General features: G+C 42.6%; 14 protein-coding genes. 11 read left to right on the forward strand and 3 right to left on the reverse strand.

The window, feature by feature from the left end; all coding sequences use genetic code 11:
* Positions 1-35 precede the first annotated feature (35 nt).
* Positions 36-1,637, forward strand: coding sequence for a methyl-accepting chemotaxis protein (locus AADY36_RS01175; protein ID WP_054562847.1), 1,602 nt, complete (start codon positions 36-38; stop codon positions 1,635-1,637).
* Positions 1,638-1,693: 56 nt separating this feature from the next.
* On the opposite strand, the gene speE is transcribed toward AADY36_RS01175, so the two are convergent.
* A complete protein-coding gene (speE, locus tag AADY36_RS01180; RefSeq protein WP_055020518.1) occupies positions 1,694-2,557 on the reverse strand; it encodes a polyamine aminopropyltransferase in 864 nt (287 codons plus the stop codon).
* 198 nt (positions 2,558-2,755) lie between these two features.
* Here speE and speA point away from each other — a divergent pair, with 198 nt between their 5' ends.
* Genes speA through AADY36_RS01200 form a run of 4 tightly spaced genes read left to right on the forward strand, consistent with a single transcriptional unit; the run spans position 2,756 to position 7,735 of the window.
* Positions 2,756-4,636: a biosynthetic arginine decarboxylase gene (speA, locus tag AADY36_RS01185; RefSeq protein ID WP_342409256.1), complete on the forward strand. Its 1,881-nt coding sequence runs from the start codon at positions 2,756-2,758 to the stop codon at positions 4,634-4,636.
* Between the two features lie 21 nt (positions 4,637-4,657).
* Entirely contained in the window at positions 4,658-5,536 is an 879-nt protein-coding gene (locus AADY36_RS01190; RefSeq protein WP_055020517.1) for an acyltransferase, read from the forward strand.
* Between the two features lie 28 nt (positions 5,537-5,564).
* Entirely contained in the window at positions 5,565-6,488 is a 924-nt protein-coding gene (locus AADY36_RS01195) for an acyltransferase (protein ID WP_055198616.1), read from the forward strand.
* Positions 6,485-7,735, forward strand: coding sequence for a mechanosensitive ion channel family protein (locus AADY36_RS01200; protein WP_054562843.1), 1,251 nt, complete (start codon positions 6,485-6,487; stop codon positions 7,733-7,735). Before AADY36_RS01195 ends, AADY36_RS01200 begins: the two co-directional genes overlap by 4 nt.
* Here the strand turns inward: AADY36_RS01200 and chrA are convergent.
* Positions 7,732-8,868 carry a chromate efflux transporter gene (gene chrA / locus AADY36_RS01205; protein WP_342408408.1) on the reverse strand — a complete coding sequence of 379 codons (1,137 nt, stop codon included), beginning with the start codon at positions 8,866-8,868 and terminating at the stop codon, positions 7,732-7,734. The genes AADY36_RS01200 and chrA overlap by 4 nt on opposite strands.
* Positions 8,869-8,901: 33 nt before the next feature.
* Between chrA and AADY36_RS01210 the strand changes: the two genes are divergently transcribed.
* On the forward strand, positions 8,902-9,771 hold the full coding sequence (locus AADY36_RS01210; RefSeq protein ID WP_342408409.1) for a substrate-binding periplasmic protein: 870 nt from the start codon (positions 8,902-8,904) through the stop codon (positions 9,769-9,771).
* Positions 9,772-9,851: 80 nt separating this feature from the next.
* Positions 9,852-10,484, forward strand: a complete 633-nt coding sequence (locus tag AADY36_RS01215; RefSeq protein ID WP_054562840.1) for an OmpA family protein — start codon at positions 9,852-9,854, stop codon at positions 10,482-10,484.
* Between the two features lie 61 nt (positions 10,485-10,545).
* Here the strand turns inward: AADY36_RS01215 and AADY36_RS01220 are convergent, their stop codons facing one another.
* Positions 10,546-12,318: an ABC transporter transmembrane domain-containing protein gene (locus AADY36_RS01220; protein ID WP_342408410.1), complete on the reverse strand. Its 1,773-nt coding sequence runs from the start codon at positions 12,316-12,318 to the stop codon at positions 10,546-10,548.
* A gap of 77 nt (positions 12,319-12,395) precedes the next feature.
* On the opposite strand from AADY36_RS01220, the gene AADY36_RS01225 reads away from it, so the two are divergent.
* The 4 genes from AADY36_RS01225 (at position 12,396) to AADY36_RS01240 (ending at position 16,680) form a co-directional block, all read left to right on the forward strand.
* Positions 12,396-12,800 carry a DUF3224 domain-containing protein gene (locus tag AADY36_RS01225; protein ID WP_054562838.1) on the forward strand — a complete coding sequence of 135 codons (405 nt, stop codon included), beginning with the start codon at positions 12,396-12,398 and terminating at the stop codon, positions 12,798-12,800.
* Position 12,801: 1 nt separating this feature from the next.
* Positions 12,802-12,981: a DUF4177 domain-containing protein gene (locus tag AADY36_RS01230; protein WP_054554414.1), complete on the forward strand. Its 180-nt coding sequence runs from the start codon at positions 12,802-12,804 to the stop codon at positions 12,979-12,981.
* Positions 12,981-13,598, forward strand: coding sequence for a LysE family translocator (locus AADY36_RS01235; protein WP_342408411.1), 618 nt, complete (start codon positions 12,981-12,983; stop codon positions 13,596-13,598). The genes AADY36_RS01230 and AADY36_RS01235 overlap by 1 nt, the downstream gene beginning before the upstream one ends.
* Before the next feature lie 187 nt (positions 13,599-13,785).
* Positions 13,786-16,680, forward strand: a complete 2,895-nt coding sequence (locus AADY36_RS01240) for a TonB-dependent receptor (RefSeq protein ID WP_342408412.1) — start codon at positions 13,786-13,788, stop codon at positions 16,678-16,680.
* Positions 16,681-16,696: the final 16 nt, after the last annotated feature.

Raw genomic sequence — 16,696 nt, forward strand, 5'->3', positions numbered from 1 at the left:
GAACGTGCTGATTAGAATTTAAATTAGGATAATGTATGAAGTTACAAAGCATTCGCGTCAAAAGTTCTTTGCCTATTGTGCTACTCGGCATTGCTATCGTCATTTTAATTGCTGGCTATACCTATCTAATTAACCTTCAAAAAGAAGCGATTGATGCACAGTCAGAACGCTTCTTAAATGCGGTCTCTGTGGTTGTTAATGCTGACCGAGACCTATACCAAGCTAAAGTCGCAGAGCTGCAACTCGTTACCCTAATGAAAGGGGATAAAGGCCAACTTACTGACCATCAAGAGAATGCCGAACAGGTTAAAGACCGTTTCAAGCAATATTTATCTTATATGTCGCCATATTCTGAGGTGACTGGTCAGTTTCGTAACTTTGATAGCGCATTTGACGCTTGGTATGCAGCATCAACAGCTCATATTAATAACCCAGCAAATGCTTCACAAAAACAAGCGTCTGAGCAAAGCTTTTCAGCACTACGTGATATTTTAGATAAAGCCGGAGAAGCGGCAGACAAAACCTCTCAAGCAGAGACAGAAAAGCTGATGGATAAAGTAATAGGCTTTAAAGTGATGCTTATGGTGATGATTGCTGTGGTTTTAGCTGTTGCTGGTTGGTTTAGTTATTTTGTGCCGCGCCAGCTTACAAAACAAATTAACTTTGTCACAGAGCGGATTAACGAGATAGCCTCTGGAGATGGTGATTTAACAGGTCGTATCAATGTTAAAACGCAAGATGAATTTGCCGAGTTAGCAACTGCATTTAATCGCTTTTTAGATAATCTGCAGCAGTTAATCAAAGATATTTTAGAGCAAGCGAAAGAGCTACATAATCTAGGCAACGATTTAGATAACTTTGCAAATCAAAACCATCAAGTTAACCAAAAGCTTAGCCAAGCATCTGAGTCTATAGTCAGTGCTGTACATGAAATGAGTGTAGCAAGTCGCGAAGTAGCTAATGTGGCGCAAAACTCATCTCACGAAGCCGATAATTCGCAGCAGCTAGCTAAACAAGGTTTAGCTGCGGTTGATAATTCAAGCCGTAAAATTATTGCGCTATCAGACAACATGGAGCATGCCAGCCAGCGTTCAACTGAGTTACAACAAAGCTCAGACAACATTGCTAAAGTGCTTGAAGTTATTCGTGCTATTGCTGAGCAAACTAATCTACTTGCACTGAATGCAGCAATTGAAGCGGCCCGCGCCGGAGAGCAAGGGCGAGGTTTTGCGGTAGTAGCTGATGAGGTTCGTACCCTTGCGACTCGCACGCAAGATAGCACTAATGATATTCAAACTATGGTCGAGCAGTTTGCTACAAGCGTAGAACAGTCGCTGCAAGCTATTAACAGTGGTAAGCAATATGCCGATGAAGCGGTTGAGTCATTCACACAAACCAATGATGTGCTTAACTCAATGCAAGAGTCATCAGTTAAGGTAAATGATATGGCGATGCAGACAGCGCAAGCGACTGAAGAGCAAACTGCTGTAGCAGATGAAATTAGCCAAAATTTATCAGACTTAAATGACCAAACCCAACAAGGGGGCGGCTTAGCAAGTTCAACACAAGAAGTGGCTAATCGTATGAATCAACTCACTGATGAGCTCAATCATTTAGTGAATCGATTTAAAGTCTAATTATAAACCAACAAAAAAGGGCTCAATGAGCCCTTTTTACATCTAGCTAAAAACGCTTACTTTTTCTCAAAAGCACGTTTCATATAATTTGGTGTCGCTAATGCGCCGTGGTGAATACCTGCATTATAGTACTCTGTGCTTTGCGCCAGTGTATTTGCATCATCTTCACGAAACCCTGCGAATGCTTCTGACTTACGAGCAAGGGTTACTGACCATAAACCGCTTGGGTAAATTGGCTGTGGGAAAGGCAGCGTTTGTAGGTCAACAAAACCCACTTCTGTCATTGCATCACGCATTTCTACTAATAGTGGCATATGCATAAGTGGTGATTCACTTTGCTGAATTAAGATGCCCCCTGAGCGAAGTGCAGTTAAACAGCTAGTATAGAAAGCGTGGTTGAATAAACCTTCGCCCGGACCAACTGGATCTGTACCATCAACAATTACTACATCGATTGATTCTGGCGCTGCTTCACGCATGTACTTGATGCCGTCGTCAAACATCACTGTTGCGCGAGGATCTTGGTTTGATTCACACAGCTCAGGGAAGTATTTAAGTGACATTTGTGTCACGACTTCGTCGATATCAATTTGCGTTACGCTCTCAACACCTGGGTGTTTTAAAACTTCGCGTAAAGTACCGCAGTCACCACCACCAATGATCACAACATTTTTTGGATTTGGGTGTGCAAGCAATGCCGGATGGCTGATCATCTCGTGATAAAAAAAGTTTTCACGGCTACTTACCATAGTACAACCGTCAATAATCATCAGATTACCGAAGTCAGTTGTTTCGTACATTTCTACTTTTTGAAATGGCGATTGCTGTTCATCAAGCTTTTTAGTAATGCGTAATGAAAAGGCACTACCATCACGGTCACTAATTTCAGTGAACCAGTTGTTTTGATCTAAATTAGCCATCTTGCTTATACACTTTTGGTTAATGGTAAAAAAGGGGGGCAATTTTGCCAGTGCTTGACCAATTGCTCAATCAAATTTTAATCAGTATAGCGAATATTTTTTATCACTTTGGCATATAGCGCAATTTTTGTTAGCGTGGTCAGCCCTAGCGTATTAAAATGTGCGTTTATATTTAATGAAATTACAGAAGATATTGCCATGACTTGGGGTTTAGACAAAGCACGCGATACATACAATGTTGCTCATTGGAGTGACGGTTACTTTGACATTAACGCACAAGGTGAGCTGGTGGCTTACCCTGATGGCGATCAAACAAAAGCTGCGGTGTCTTTATCTGAACTAACCGAGCAGTTCAAAAAGCAAGGTCTTACTTTACCTGTACTAGTACGCTTTACCGACATTTTACAAAATCGTGTTGATACCCTAACGAGTGCTTTTACCAAAGCCTGTAATGCCCGTGAATACCAAGGTAGTTATACCTGTGTTTACCCAATTAAGGTTAATCAGCAGCGCTCTGTGGTTAGTAAACTACTTGCTCATCCAAGTGGTTTAGTCGGCCTTGAAGCCGGCTCAAAGCCTGAGCTTATGGCGATTTTAGGTGTAGCACAAGAGCCAATTACCATTGTTTGTAATGGCTACAAAGACAGTGAGTTTTTACGTTTAGCCTGTATCGGTCAAGGCATGGGCCATAAGGTTCATATTGTTGTAGAAAAACTGTCTGAACTAACCACCTTATTGGCTGAAATTGATGACTTAGGTATTGAGCCATCAATCGGTATTCGCATTCGCTTAAACTCGGTAGGTAAAGGAAAATGGCAAAACACCGGTGGTGAAAAAGGCAAATTTGGTTTAACTGCAGGCCAAGTACTTTCTGCGGTTGAGCTACTTAAGTCACGTAATAAACTCCATTTAATGCAATTGGTGCATTTCCATATCGGCTCTCAAATTGCCAACATCCGTGATATTCATCGAGCACTGCGTGAATGTGCCCGCCATTTTGCAGAGTTAACGCAGTTAGGCGTGCCACTTAATACAGTTGATGTTGGTGGCGGTTTAGGTGTTGACTATGAAGGGTCTGGTTCACGTAGTTCGTGTTCAATGAACTACAGTGTTGATGAATATGCACGTAATGTAGTGAATGCATTTGCTGAAGTATGCCAACAACATGCTCTTAAGCACCCAGCCATTATTACTGAATCTGGCCGTGCGTTAACTGCGCACCACGCAGTATTAATTACAGATGTTATTGATGTTGAGCGTGCACCTAACCATGCGAATCCAACGGCGCCTGAGGCTGACAGCGTATTAGTGTTAGATGAAATGTGGCAGTGCTTACAGCGTTTAACGCCGCGAATGGCACTAGAAATTTATCATGATGCAATGCATCTATTTAGTGAAGCCCATGACCAATATGTGCATGGCCTACTCACTATGCTTGAATGGGCGAAGCTCGAGCAGCTGTATTTCACCATTTTACACCGTGTTCGAGCATCTCTCAGCGAGAATGCCCGTGCCCATCGTGAAGTGTTAGATGATTTAAACGAAAAGCTGGCCGATAAGCTATTCGTTAATTTCTCATTATTCCAATCACTGCCAGATGTTTGGGGTATTCAGCAACTTTTCCCTGTGATGCCAGTAGAAAACCTTCAGCAGCCATTAACGCAACGCGCTATTATTCAAGACATTACCTGTGACTCTGATGGACAAATTCGTAACTATGTTGAAGGTACAGGTATTGAGAGTAGTTTACCTATTCCTGAGTACAAGCAAGGTCAGCAATACCACATTGCCATGTTCTTAGTGGGTGCGTATCAAGAAATTTTAGGTGATTTACATAACCTGTTCGGCGACACAGATTCAGTGCATGTTGAGCTTACAGACGCAGGTTACCAGCTGACTAACGCAATTAAAGGTGATAGCGTTAAGGACGTATTAAAGTTTGTTGATTATGATAGCGACATTCTTGCTGAAAACTTTGCAAAACGGGTTAACTCACTGGCAATTGATGAGCAATCTAAGGCACAATATTTGTCAGAACTAAATGCAGGCCTTGCTGGCTATACGTATTTTGAAGATTAAGCATTAAAGGAATAAGTAGTAATGTCCATGATCCGTTGTGTGTTCAGTTTTATATTTTACACCCTCAATACACTTTTTTGGTTTGTGCCCATCTTTATTTGTGGCGTGATTAAACTGATCCCAATTAAACCTCTACAAAAAGCAATGAGTTGGATAGCTAAGCAATGCGCCACTATGTGGGTGAGTTGCAACAGCATCAACCAAAACATATTTGCTTCATATAAGCTAAACGTGACAGGTCTTGAGCAACTAAAAGCGAAAGACTGGTACTTGGTGATCGCAAATCATCAAAGCTGGGTAGATATCGTTGTAATGCAACGCGTGTTTAATCGCCGCATACCGTTTTTAAACTTTTTCTTGAAAAAAGAACTGATCTACGTTCCTTTTTTAGGTCTTGCTTGGTGGGCATTGGATTTCCCATTTATGACTCGCACGAGTAAAGCTCAGTTAAAGAAAAACCCTAAATTGCGTGGTAAAGACTTAGAAACAACGCGCAAAGCTTGTGAAAAATTCAAAGAAATGCCAGTAAGTATCGTTAACTTTGTTGAAGGTACGCGTTTTACACCACAAAAGCACTCGCGCCAAAATAGTCCTTTTGAGCACTTATTAAAGCCAAAAGCGGGTGGTGTTGCGTTTGTTATGCAAGCAATGGGTGAGCAAATTTCCAAAGTGGTCAATGTCACTATTCATTACCCTGGTGGTATTCCTAGCTTTGTAGACTTTGCCAGTGGTCGTGTAAAAGAAGTCGAAGTGCGAGTCGAGGTGATGGAAGTAAGCCCTAATTTAATCGGTGATTACACCGGTGATGCTGAGTTTAGAGTTAACTTTCAAGCTGAATTAAACCGTATTTGGAATGAAAAAAACCAGCAGCTAGCCGAGTTAGAAGCAAAAACGCAGTAGTATTGCTAATGCAGTCGAGAGCACACTTATGTTAAAGAAATTTTTACCAAATTGGTTAACAGGCGTTCTAGTTAGCATTGTCTTGTTTGCTAATGTAATTATTTGGGGCACGCTTGTGCTGCTCTTTGGTGTGCTTAAATTAATACTGCCATTTAAAGTGGTTAGCGACATTCTTCATGCGGCCTATCGCGGTTGGTGTAAAGGTAACCGCTTGGCTTTGTGGTTAGGTTGCCCCACAATCGATATTGATATTAAAGGCAAAGTCAGTACAGATGGTTGGTACTTACTTATCTCTAATCACATGAGTTGGTTAGACATTGTTGTTCTAAGTGCGATTGATGTTTTACCCGCGCCAAAGTTCTTTTTAAAAGATGAGCTGAAGTATGTGCCATTCATTGGCACCGGCGCGTGGGCCATGGGTATGCCTTTCATGAAACGTGTTAGCAAAGCACAGCTGGCAAAAAACCCTAAGCTGAAAGGTCTCGATGTTGAGCGCACTAAGCGCAGTTGCCGCGACTTCCGTAATCACCCGACAACCATTATCAACTTTGTTGAAGGTACGCGCTTTACATGCCAAAAACACAAAAAACAAAATAGTCCGTTTACTTATCTTTTAAAACCTAAAGCGGGCGGTATTGCATTTGCCCTTGAGGTGTTAGGCGAACAGTTTGATGCATTATTAAATACCTCGATTATTTACCAAGGCGAGGGCGACCATATTTGCCGTAATCTGATGCGTGGCCGCCTTAATGTGATCAAAGTTGAAATGCACGTACAAGCAATTAGCGCAGAGATGATTGGTGATTATCAGCATGACCGCGCATTTAGAACGGCTTTTCAACAATATATTAATGAGTTATGGTTGCAAAAAGACGCTCAGCTACTAACTTATCATCAAGCCCAACAAGCTGAGTACCTTGCCAACATCAATAAAGAGGTTGAAGCACCATGAAGCAAACTCACCTGCAAGAGCTGGTGATGCCTTGGTTTGAATCAATGCCAGACGCGGCGCTGTTAAGTGCATTAACGGCTACAGCGATTGGCGTTGGCTCATTACTATTAATTTATATGTTTACCCGTCGACTGCTGTTGCCGGGTATTCAAAAGGTTGTTACACGCCTGTCTCCAGAGCGCATAGGTGCGCTTACTCCAATGCTCAATAAACTGAATCGTCGTTTTGCGGGGATATTGTGCTGCGTACTGTATTTGGCAACCTTTGATTATGTATATCCAGTTCATGATGTCGCTGCGTTGGTACTTAAAACCGTAGGTCAAGTTGCATTGATCATTTATGGTGGCTTCATTTTAAGTAGTGTGGTGAGCATTGCTGGTGGCATTTATAACCAACTTGATTTTGCCCGCGATATTCCGATTCAGGGGTTGATCCAAGTTGTAAAACTTATCACCTTTATGGTTTGCGCCATTCTCATTGTGAGCATTTTGCTAGAGAAGTCGCCAACTTATATTTTGTCTGGCTTTGGTGCGATAGCGGCGGTGACCTTACTCGTATTTAAAGACACCATTTTGGGATTTGTCGCCAGTATTCAAATTGCAGCTAACCGATTAGTGACATATGGCGATTGGATCCAAGTGGATAGCTATGGCGCGGATGGCGAGGTTATCGACCTTGGCTTAAATACGGTAAAAGTACGTAACTGGGATAACACCATTACAACCATTCCGACTTATATGCTGGTTGCTGGGTCATTTAAAAACTGGCGTGGCATGCAAGAGTCGGGTGGTCGTCGTATCAAGCGTTCTTTAAACATTGATATGAACAGTATTCGTTTGGTTGATGATGCGTTTCGAGAGCAAATTGATGCTGCTATTCCACTTAACGACTATATTCGTGTTTCAAGCTTGCCCGATCCGGTGACAAACCTTGGCTTGTTCCGTCGTTATGCTGAAGGTTACTTAAAACAACATGAAAAAATTAATCGTGATTTAACCTTAATGGTGCGTGAGCTACAACCGATGAATCACGGGTTACCTATTGAGTTTTACTGCTTTAGTGAAGATAAGCGCTGGATTTCATACGAGCACTTGCAAGCAGAGATTATGGATCACCTGCTTGCTGTGTTGCCAATTTTTGGACTCAGACCATATCAAAGTGTTACTGGGCAGTTAAATACAAGCGAAGCTCAAACAGGGCTAAAACCAAGTATTAAGGTTGCTAACCCTGTGCGCGAAAAAACTTAAAACTGACTAGCTAGCACGCTCAGTGCAATAAAGCCTAACAATAGCCACCAAATAGGTGGCTTTGCCATTCTTAGCCACGTAAATGCTGCAATGACTAAAGCTACTTGCCACAAATTTTGCACTGCCGATTGCCAAATAGGTGAATAAAGGGCGGCAGCTAAAAAGCCCACTACGGCCGCATTTAACGCTGCAATACTGCCCGCAAAGCGAGGCTTATCAGCCAGTTGTAGCCAGCTTTTCATAAAGGCTAGCATCAATAAAAAGCCCGGTAAGAAAATCATGATGGTCGCGATAATAGCACCTATAAGTGGCGTATTTGGCGATACTTGTGCGCCTAAGTATGTGGCTATTGTGAACATCGGTCCAGGTATGGCCTGAGCACTGGCATAAGCTGATAAAAACTGCTCGGTTTCAAGGCTCGGCACGCCAGCTTGTAAAATGGGTAACACAACGTGGCCGCCACCAAAGACCATAGCGCCAGTTTGGTAAAATGGGGCAAACACAGAAAACCCTTCGCCTAAAGGTAAAAAGCTGATCAGTAACAAGACTGTAAATAAAAAAAGCGGTAACCAAGCAATTTTCACAGGTTTATGTTCTTGGTTCTCTGGCAGTTTAAGCTGAGGATAAAACCAACCTATGGCTGCAGCTGCAATCAGCACGAGAATCTGGCTTGATAACTGTGAGAATACAATCAGTGCAATCGTGCTCAATACCGCGATTAGCTTATGTAAGTGGTTTTTGCAAAAGCTCATTGCCATACTGTAGGTCGCATCCGCAACAATCACCACAGCAAAGAGCTTAAGCCCGGCAATGACCGCAAAGTAAATATCACCAAATTGGTGAGCACTAAGAGCTAGAAAAAACATAATTAAAAATGAGGGCAGGGTAAAGCCAACAAATGCACACAGGCCTCCCAGTACTCCTCCTTTTTCAACCCCCATAGCAAAGCTAACTTGGCTCGAACCTGGCCCTGGTAATGCTTGGCTTAGGCTAATCAATTGTGCATAGCGCTCAGCAGTGAGCCATTTTAAGTTATCAACAAAGTGGCGCTTAAAATAACCAAGGTGTGCCGCAGGACCGCCAAAGCTCATACAGCCTAATAAAAAGAATTGTTTAAAGATGATAAATAACATTACTGTTGCCGTTACAGGATGATTGTTTCTATTATGACAAAATTGTATGACATTTTTGTGGTTTTTATGACACAAGGCCGTCTACAATATAGAGAACGAGTGAACGTAGTTATGAGTATCACTATGAAACGCTATATTACCAGTTTATTGTTATTACTTTGCAGCAGCTTTGCACTTGCAACCTCTTTTGAGAAAGTTGTGGTGGCTGTTGATCATGCGCCTCCTTATGGCATGGTCTCTGAAGATGGTAGAGTCAGTGGCGCAATAGTGGATATTATGCGTGAAATGCAGCGTACCTTGCCTATCAAGCTTGAGTATGTCGCTTGCCCGTTTTCTCGTTGTTTAAAAATGCTCGAGCAAAATGAGCTAGATGTAATGGGCGGGCTTATTCGCACAGAAGCGCGTGAGCAAAAAATGCAGTTTCTTACTCCACCATACATGATGCTGTCATCTTCTTTTGTGTTTTATGCCAGAGCCGATAGCGAGCTTAAAATAAACAATTATCAAGACCTAGTCGGTAAGCGTATTGCGGTAATGCGAGGCGCTGCGCACTTTCCTCGTTTTGATAGCGATAAAACACTCACCAAAGTCGAAGCGTTAAGCGAACATAATGCTTTTGATATGTTATTAAAGGGCCGCGTTGAGTTGGTAATTGCTGTTGAAACCACTGCTGACCACGCCTCAGTGTTTTTGCAGCGACCTTCGCAAGAAATTGTAAAAATGCCTTATCGCTATAAAGATGTTATTTATGGTCACATTGCCCTAAGTAAACAGTTTGCAAGCTCGGGTTTAGCCGAAAAAATTCAAGACCGCCTCAATACGCTAGTCCTCAATGGCCGTTTAACAGAATTGGTCAAAAGTTATAACTTACCTCCGGTTACTGCTGTAGCAATCGATAAGTAACCCATTCTTCATAGTTTGTTCATAGACGTTCATTCATAATTGTTAACAATTCAATTTGAATAATTGCCATGGAGAGATACATGACTTTTACAAAATCAGTTTTAACAGTGGGCGTATTAGCCGTTCTATTAACAGGTTGTGAGACTACAAATACAGGTAAAGGCGCTGCGATTGGTGCTGCTACAGGTGCAGTACTAGGTAAAGCAACTGGTGACCATGACGATAAACGTATTTTTATTGGTGCGGCTATTGGTGCATTAGCAGGTGCAGCCGTTGGCGATTATATGGATAAGCAAGAAGAAGCATTTCGCGATGAGCTAGCAGGTTCAGGTGTTGAAGTAGTTCGTGAAGGCGACAATATTCGTCTAGTGATGCCATCAAATATTACCTTTGCAACTGATCAATCTTATATTTCGTCTGGCTTTCATAGCACCCTAGATGCAATCGCTAAGGTAATGAACAAATACGAAAAAACCTACTTAAGCGTTGAAGGTCATACCGACAGCACAGGTAAAGATAGCTACAATATGACGTTATCTCAACAACGTGCGCAAAGTGTAAAAGATTACTTAGTTAATCATCAGATTATGTCTGCGCGTATCAGTACACGAGGTTATGGTGAAACACGTCCCGTGGCGAGCAATGACTCAGCAAATGGCCGAGCTTTAAACCGCCGCGTAGAAATTCAGATCGTACCGAATACACAAGGTTAGATTTTATATCTAGATTTGTGGTCAGGTTTGATATGCCCTTTCAAACCTGACATTTCCCTTCTTAATCTCGATTAAACTGTAATTCGCACAATTGTTTATACAATGGGTTAGTCTCAAACAATTGCTGATGCGTACCCGTTGCAATAATTTCTCCTTTATCCATCACGACAATCACATCGGCGTGTTTAACTGTGGCTAAACGATGGGCAATAATCAGTGTTGTTCTGTCTTTCATTAAATGCTCAAGGGCAGCTTGTACATGAAACTCACTTTGTGCGTCGAGTGCACTGGTTGCTTCATCAAGCAATAAAATGGCAGGGTCTTTTAATATTGCGCGCGCTAGTACTATACGTTGTTTTTGCCCACCTGAGAGCCTAACACCTTGCTCCCCTAAAAAGCTGTGGTAACCATCTGGTAGTTGCTTAATAAACTCATCGGCATGGGCATATTTAGCCGCAGCATATACTTGCTCGTCGCTGGCGCTTGGGTTGCCATAACGTATGTTATGCATTACGTCTGAGCTAAATAAAATTGGATTTTGTGCCACCATCCCCATTTGCTGGCGTAAGCAATCAAGAGAAAGTGCTTTTATGTTTATTCCTGCCAGCGAAATACTCCCAGAACTTGGGTCATAAAAGCGCTGTAGTAATTCAAATAATGTTGTTTTACCAGCGCCTGATGGGCCAACGATTGCAACAGTTTGCCCCTGTTTTACTTGTAAATTCAGTTCATTTAAAGCGGCTTTATCTGGCCTTGAAGGGTAATGAAAAGACACATCATTAAACTGAATAGCAGGGTGATTAAGCTTGTTTTCCTCAAGTTGTGCATCATGATTTGTATCTGGACTTTTTATCATGCTTTCAACGGCGAGTAGCTCTAATAATCGTGCAGCTGCACCTGCTGCTCTTTGCAACTCACCGTACACTTCGGCAACGGTTGCTACAGACATCGCCACCATAATCGCATAAAACACAAAAGCACCTAGCTCACCACCTGTCATGGTGCCAGCTAATACGTCGCTGCCACCAACCCAAAGCATCACGCTAATAGCACTAAAGGTCAGAAATATTACCGCTGCAATCAAAAACGAGCGCTGTTTGATTCGGCTCTTCGCTACTTGAAACGCCTTGTTGGTTTCTTCGCTAAATGCGGCTTTTTCACGCTCTTCGTGACTATAACTTTGCACTACTTTAATATTTTGAATGATCTCACCAGAATAGGTGCTGATATCGGCAATGGCATCTTGGCTTGAGCTTGCCAGCTTTCTCACTTTTCGGCCAAAAATCATCATCGGCAGTAGTACTACGGGTACGCAGGCAACAACCACAAGAGTTAGCTTTAGGTTGGTGATAAGTAGCATAGCCAAGCCACCAATCAGCATTAAGCTACTGCGTAATGCCATCGAAAAAGAGGAGCCAATGATAGATTGCAACAAGGTGGTATCGGTGGTTAGTCGCGACATCAGCTCGCCGCTGCGGTTTTCTTCAAAGTAGCTTGGGTGTAATGTAACGATGCGATCAAACACGGCTTTACGGATATCGTTACTGACTCGCTCACCAATCCACGACATTAAATAAAAGCGACAAAAAGTACCTACAGCCAATAAGCTTATTAAACCAATCAATACCATCACCGCTTGTTGAAGCTGAGCTTGTGAGCCTGCAATAAAGCCATGGTCGATAACAAATTTAACGCCTTGTCCGAGTGACAAGTTAACACCGGCCGTAAGCAGCAAGGCGCCAAGGGCTGCAAACACCATCCATTTATAGGGCTTTATAAAAGCTAAAATCGGTAACAGGCTACTAAGTGCGGCCTTTTCTTTATTGTTAGACATGCTAGATTCTTGTTGGTGAATAGGGTATAGATATGGTTATCAATGCTCTAAAAATCAACAGTTATTAAGGGATTAGTATGGAATCTACAACGATCAGTGGTCAATTCACCGTAAAGTTAAACCCAATTGGCGGCTATGCCACAGGGCAAGATGGCGTAAATTTGGGACGCATGTCGATTGATAAACAGTTTTCAGGTCCATTAGAGGCAACAAGCCAAGGCGAAATGCTCAGTGCCATGACTGCAACTCAGGGCAGTGCAGGTTATGTAGCGATTGAACAGGTCGTAGGTAGCTTAGAGGGTAAGCAAGGCAGTTTTGTACTACAACATTTTGGCACTATGGATAAAGGGGCTGACCGATTGATTTTAGAAGTGGTGCCTGACTCTGGCGCAGGAGAGCTTGAAGGTCTCTGTGGTAAAATGGCAATTCGAATTGAATCGGGTATTCATCATTATGACTTTGAATACCAACTGATGGACTAACATGCAAAAAGTAGTTGAGTTTAAAAAGAAGCGCTTTTTCGGCGGTATCGATATTGATGCATTAAATCAACGGGTGTTCGAATTAGGTCAAGCTGGCTGGCAAGTGAAAACAATCACCACTGCCACTGGGGTTTATGGTCAGATAACATCCGTTTTATTACTAATTGAGAATAACGAATAATGACACTAACTGAGTGGTTGAGTTTAGTTTTAATTTGCGTGATGGGGGCAATGTCGCCGGGGCCGAGTTTAGCTGTGGTTTTAAAACACAGCTTACATGGCGGTATGAAGAACGGCATGTTAGCGGCGTTGAGCCACGGTATTGGGGTTGGCTTTTATGCATGTGCCTCGTTACTAGGTTTAGGTGCGCTGATGACTCAGTTACCAACGCTTTATCAAGTGCTGGTCTATGGTGGTGCAGCCTATCTCGCATATTTGGGTATTCGTATTCTGTTAGCTAAATCCAGCTCGCAAACACTGAATGTTGAGCAGACTAAGCCTAGCCCTCGCAGCGCGCTGCAAGATGGCTTTGCTATTGCCCTTTTAAACCCAAAACTTGCGGTATTCTTTTTAGCACTGTTTTCGCAATTTATTGACCCTGAGAACCTGACTTTGCAAGTTGGTTTAATCATGTGTTTAACGGTATTTGTGCTTGATACAGGCTGGTATCTACTTGTTGCACTGTTAACCGAAATATCAAAAAAGCGTTTTGGTTTCACCAAGACAAATCCATGGCTTGAAAAATTGCTAGGGGTGATCTTTATTGCCTTAGCTGTTCGTGTTGTTATTACCCTATAAATCCCTCTATATTGCGATTACATCACTAATAAAAAAGGGTTGTGATCGCTGCTCTCCCCAGCAACCTCCTATTGCATACGTATTCATCACACAATATTTACCTTTTGGTTACACTTTATTGGTTGTTTTTTGACAACAACAATAACCACAAATACAACACCTCCAACGACAACAGGGTGGAAATCCAATGGGGAAATTCAAGCTAAGTGCGCTTATGCTGGCTTTAGTGGCAGCAAATAGTGCAATAGCGGCGACGGAAGAAGAACGCACATCAGCAAAGGAAATCGATCCTGAGCTAGAAGTAATCGAAGTGCGCGGCTTTAGTCGCAGCTTAATTCAATCATTAAATCAAAAACGCTTTAGCGACACTGTCTCTGAGCAACTATCAGCTGATGACTTAGGGGCATTACCTGATGTGTCTATGGCTGATGCATTAACACGTCTACCGGGGATCTCGGCGGTACGTACCGGTGGCCAAGCTGCCGAAATCAACATACGCGGTTTATCTGGTGGATTTGTTTTTTCGACATTAAATGGTCGAGAGCAAGTATCTACTAGTGGTAGTCGCAGTATTGAGTTTGACCAATACCCGTCAGAGTTAATCAGTTCCGCGGCGGTCTACAAGTCGCCTAAGGCCTCACTTATTGAAGGGGGCGTAGCAGGTACGGTAGAGCTACAAACAGCCAGCCCATTGGATAATGACCAGCAACACAAATTTACTGCGAATGTGCGTGGTATGTATAACGACCGTGCTTCAGAGGTATTTGATGCCACGGAGTATGGCGACCGTATTAGCTTTTCTTACCAAGGCAAGTTTCTTGACGAGACGCTAGGTGTCGCAGTGGGTTACGCGCGCTTATTCCAACCAAGTGTGGCGACTCAGTTTATCGGTTTAGCATATAACGGTAATAAAGATGTTGATGGGCTAGCAAATGATACCGATGGCCCTGCAGATAACCCTGCTAATGAATACATCAGTGAAGGGTTTGAGCTTCAGCACTTAGGTGGTGAAGAAACCCGTAATGGTTATTTAACCTCAATTGAATGGGTGCCAACCGATAACTTTAAACTAAAAGGTGATGCGTTTTTATCACGTTTTGATAGCGAATCATTTGCCCGTGGTTTTCGGGTTAAGTTTGGTGGTCCGTCTGCGGTGTATGCTAACCCAGTGCTTGACGGTAATGCGGTGATTGGTGGTGCAATTAACCGCACATCAAATAGCTTTACCCGTGTTGAAATCGTTAATGATGATAACCAAGACTTTGATGAAGTAGACAGCTATGGCATTAATGCCGATTGGCAAGTTACTGAGCGTTTAAACGTCAATGCTGACGTGTCGCTATCACGTGCGAAAAGTAATTTCCGCAATGGTTTACTGTGGGCATTGGTAGCAGAAGATGCCACCGTTGAGAACCCTGTGTTCGATACCAATGTATCGCTAAACTATCAATTGAACGGCTTAAACTTGCCTGATGTAGGTTTTAACCAAGCCGACGCATTTAGCGATATTGACCGAGTTATGGTCAGTAAATACGGTATTTACCCGTATGAAAATGAAGATGAAGTAAAAGCATTTCGACTCGATTTTAAGTATGAGTTAGAGAATAACTGGTTTAGCTCAATTGAATTTGGCGCTCGTTATTCAGACCGTGAGTACAGCAATAATCGCTCTGTATTTGAATACGGTAACGATGGTGCATTCTCCTCGACTCAACCACCGCTTCGTCTTACTGATGACATGACTACAGTAGTCGATTGGCAAGGTGAGTTTAGTTATTTCCCATCATATTTAGCGATAGATTTAGATAAAGCACTCAACGCATGGTTTCCTGATGGAACTCCTCAGCCAGTACAGACCTGGGGTAACGCCGATGGTGTTGTGGATTTAGATGGTGATGGTGAGCCAGATGCGCAAGGCTATACCACTAACTACTCATGGACCATGTTACAAAGTGGCTCAGTGTATGAAGAAGTAGTGTCAGCCTATCTTATGCTTAATATTGATACTGAAATTGGCACTCTGCCCGTTACAGGTAATATTGGTATTCGCCGAGTAGATACCGATCAGTCAGCGACGGTACTCGAAAACGTCGGTGGCGATCCGCAGCTAGGAGCGCAATATATTGTTGATGACAATGGCATTGTTAACGACCTTTATGCGCCAAGCGTGTTAGGCATTAAATACACAGACTACCTGCCTTCATTAAATCTGAACTTTAAAGTGAGTGACGCGACACAAATTCGTTTTGCTGCGGCAAAAGTGATGGCGCGCGCTCCGATTAACCGTTTAGCGGGTGATGCCAGTGCATCGGTTAACAATGACGGCGAAATTAACGGTTCAAGTACTAATAACCCATTCTTAAAACCTTTCTATGCTGATCAATACGATATCTCGTACGAGCAATACTTTGAAGACACCGATGGTGCACTGGTTGTTGCTGCGTTTTATAAGAATATCGACTCATTCATAGATACGGTAGCTATCGAGAACTTTGACTTTAAGGGTAATGGTTTTAACGTACCAGAATACATTGTTGACCCTGTCAGCGGTGAGCAAATCGAAACCACAAATGGGGTGTACACAACTGCGGTTAACAATGCCAAAGGCGGTTATATTCGTGGTATTGAGCTTGCCTATACGCAAGTTTTCTCTTTCTTACCCTCGCCGTTTGAAGGTTTAGGTATTAACGCCAGTTACTCGTATACCGAGAGTGAGGTGCAATCTATTACCGATTTAGGTGGTGATTCTGTGTCGCAAGACTTGCCTGGCCTTTCAAACAATGTCTTTAACGGCACACTTTTTTACAGCTATGAAAACTTTGAAACACGTTTGAATGTGCGTTATCGCGATGATTTCGTTTCAGAGCAAGTTGCTGTCAATGAGCAAGTGGTGAATTTTGATGCAGAAACGGTTGTCGATTTCCAAACGTCGTATCAGTTCACAGATTCATTCGGCATGTTATTACAAGTGAATAACTTAACCGATGAACCAACACAAAGCTACTTTGGAACAACCAGTAAAACAGGCACCACGCAATTTTTTGGTCGTCAGTTTTATCTAGGTTTTACCTATAACCATTGATCAGTAAGTTGGAGAT

Origin of the sequence: Pseudoalteromonas sp. D15MCD-2, assembly GCF_038562745.1 — a bacterium.
In the GTDB taxonomy this organism is placed as follows: Bacteria; Pseudomonadota; Gammaproteobacteria; order Enterobacterales; family Alteromonadaceae; genus Pseudoalteromonas.

What these genes read in the sequence shown, in the direction of transcription:
- speE (WP_055020518.1), bottom strand. Translation starts at nt 2,557, where the DNA reads ATGGCTAATTTAGATCAAAACAACTGGTTCACTGAAATTAGTGACCGT.
- AADY36_RS01210 (WP_342408409.1), top strand. Translation starts at nt 8,902, where the DNA reads ATGACAAAATTGTATGACATTTTTGTGGTTTTTATGACACAAGGCCGT.
- speA (WP_342409256.1), top strand. Translation starts at nt 2,756, where the DNA reads ATGACTTGGGGTTTAGACAAAGCACGCGATACATACAATGTTGCTCAT.
- AADY36_RS01215 (WP_054562840.1), top strand. Translation starts at nt 9,852, where the DNA reads ATGACTTTTACAAAATCAGTTTTAACAGTGGGCGTATTAGCCGTTCTA.
- chrA (WP_342408408.1), bottom strand. Translation starts at nt 8,868, where the DNA reads ATGTTATTTATCATCTTTAAACAATTCTTTTTATTAGGCTGTATGAGC.
- AADY36_RS01225 (WP_054562838.1), top strand. Translation starts at nt 12,396, where the DNA reads ATGGAATCTACAACGATCAGTGGTCAATTCACCGTAAAGTTAAACCCA.
- AADY36_RS01200 (WP_054562843.1), top strand. Translation starts at nt 6,485, where the DNA reads ATGAAGCAAACTCACCTGCAAGAGCTGGTGATGCCTTGGTTTGAATCA.
- AADY36_RS01195 (WP_055198616.1), top strand. Translation starts at nt 5,565, where the DNA reads ATGTTAAAGAAATTTTTACCAAATTGGTTAACAGGCGTTCTAGTTAGC.
- AADY36_RS01235 (WP_342408411.1), top strand. Translation starts at nt 12,981, where the DNA reads ATGACACTAACTGAGTGGTTGAGTTTAGTTTTAATTTGCGTGATGGGG.
- AADY36_RS01230 (WP_054554414.1), top strand. Translation starts at nt 12,802, where the DNA reads ATGCAAAAAGTAGTTGAGTTTAAAAAGAAGCGCTTTTTCGGCGGTATC.
- AADY36_RS01190 (WP_055020517.1), top strand. Translation starts at nt 4,658, where the DNA reads ATGTCCATGATCCGTTGTGTGTTCAGTTTTATATTTTACACCCTCAAT.
- AADY36_RS01175 (WP_054562847.1), top strand. Translation starts at nt 36, where the DNA reads ATGAAGTTACAAAGCATTCGCGTCAAAAGTTCTTTGCCTATTGTGCTA.
- AADY36_RS01240 (WP_342408412.1), top strand. Translation starts at nt 13,786, where the DNA reads ATGGGGAAATTCAAGCTAAGTGCGCTTATGCTGGCTTTAGTGGCAGCA.
- AADY36_RS01220 (WP_342408410.1), bottom strand. Translation starts at nt 12,318, where the DNA reads ATGTCTAACAATAAAGAAAAGGCCGCACTTAGTAGCCTGTTACCGATT.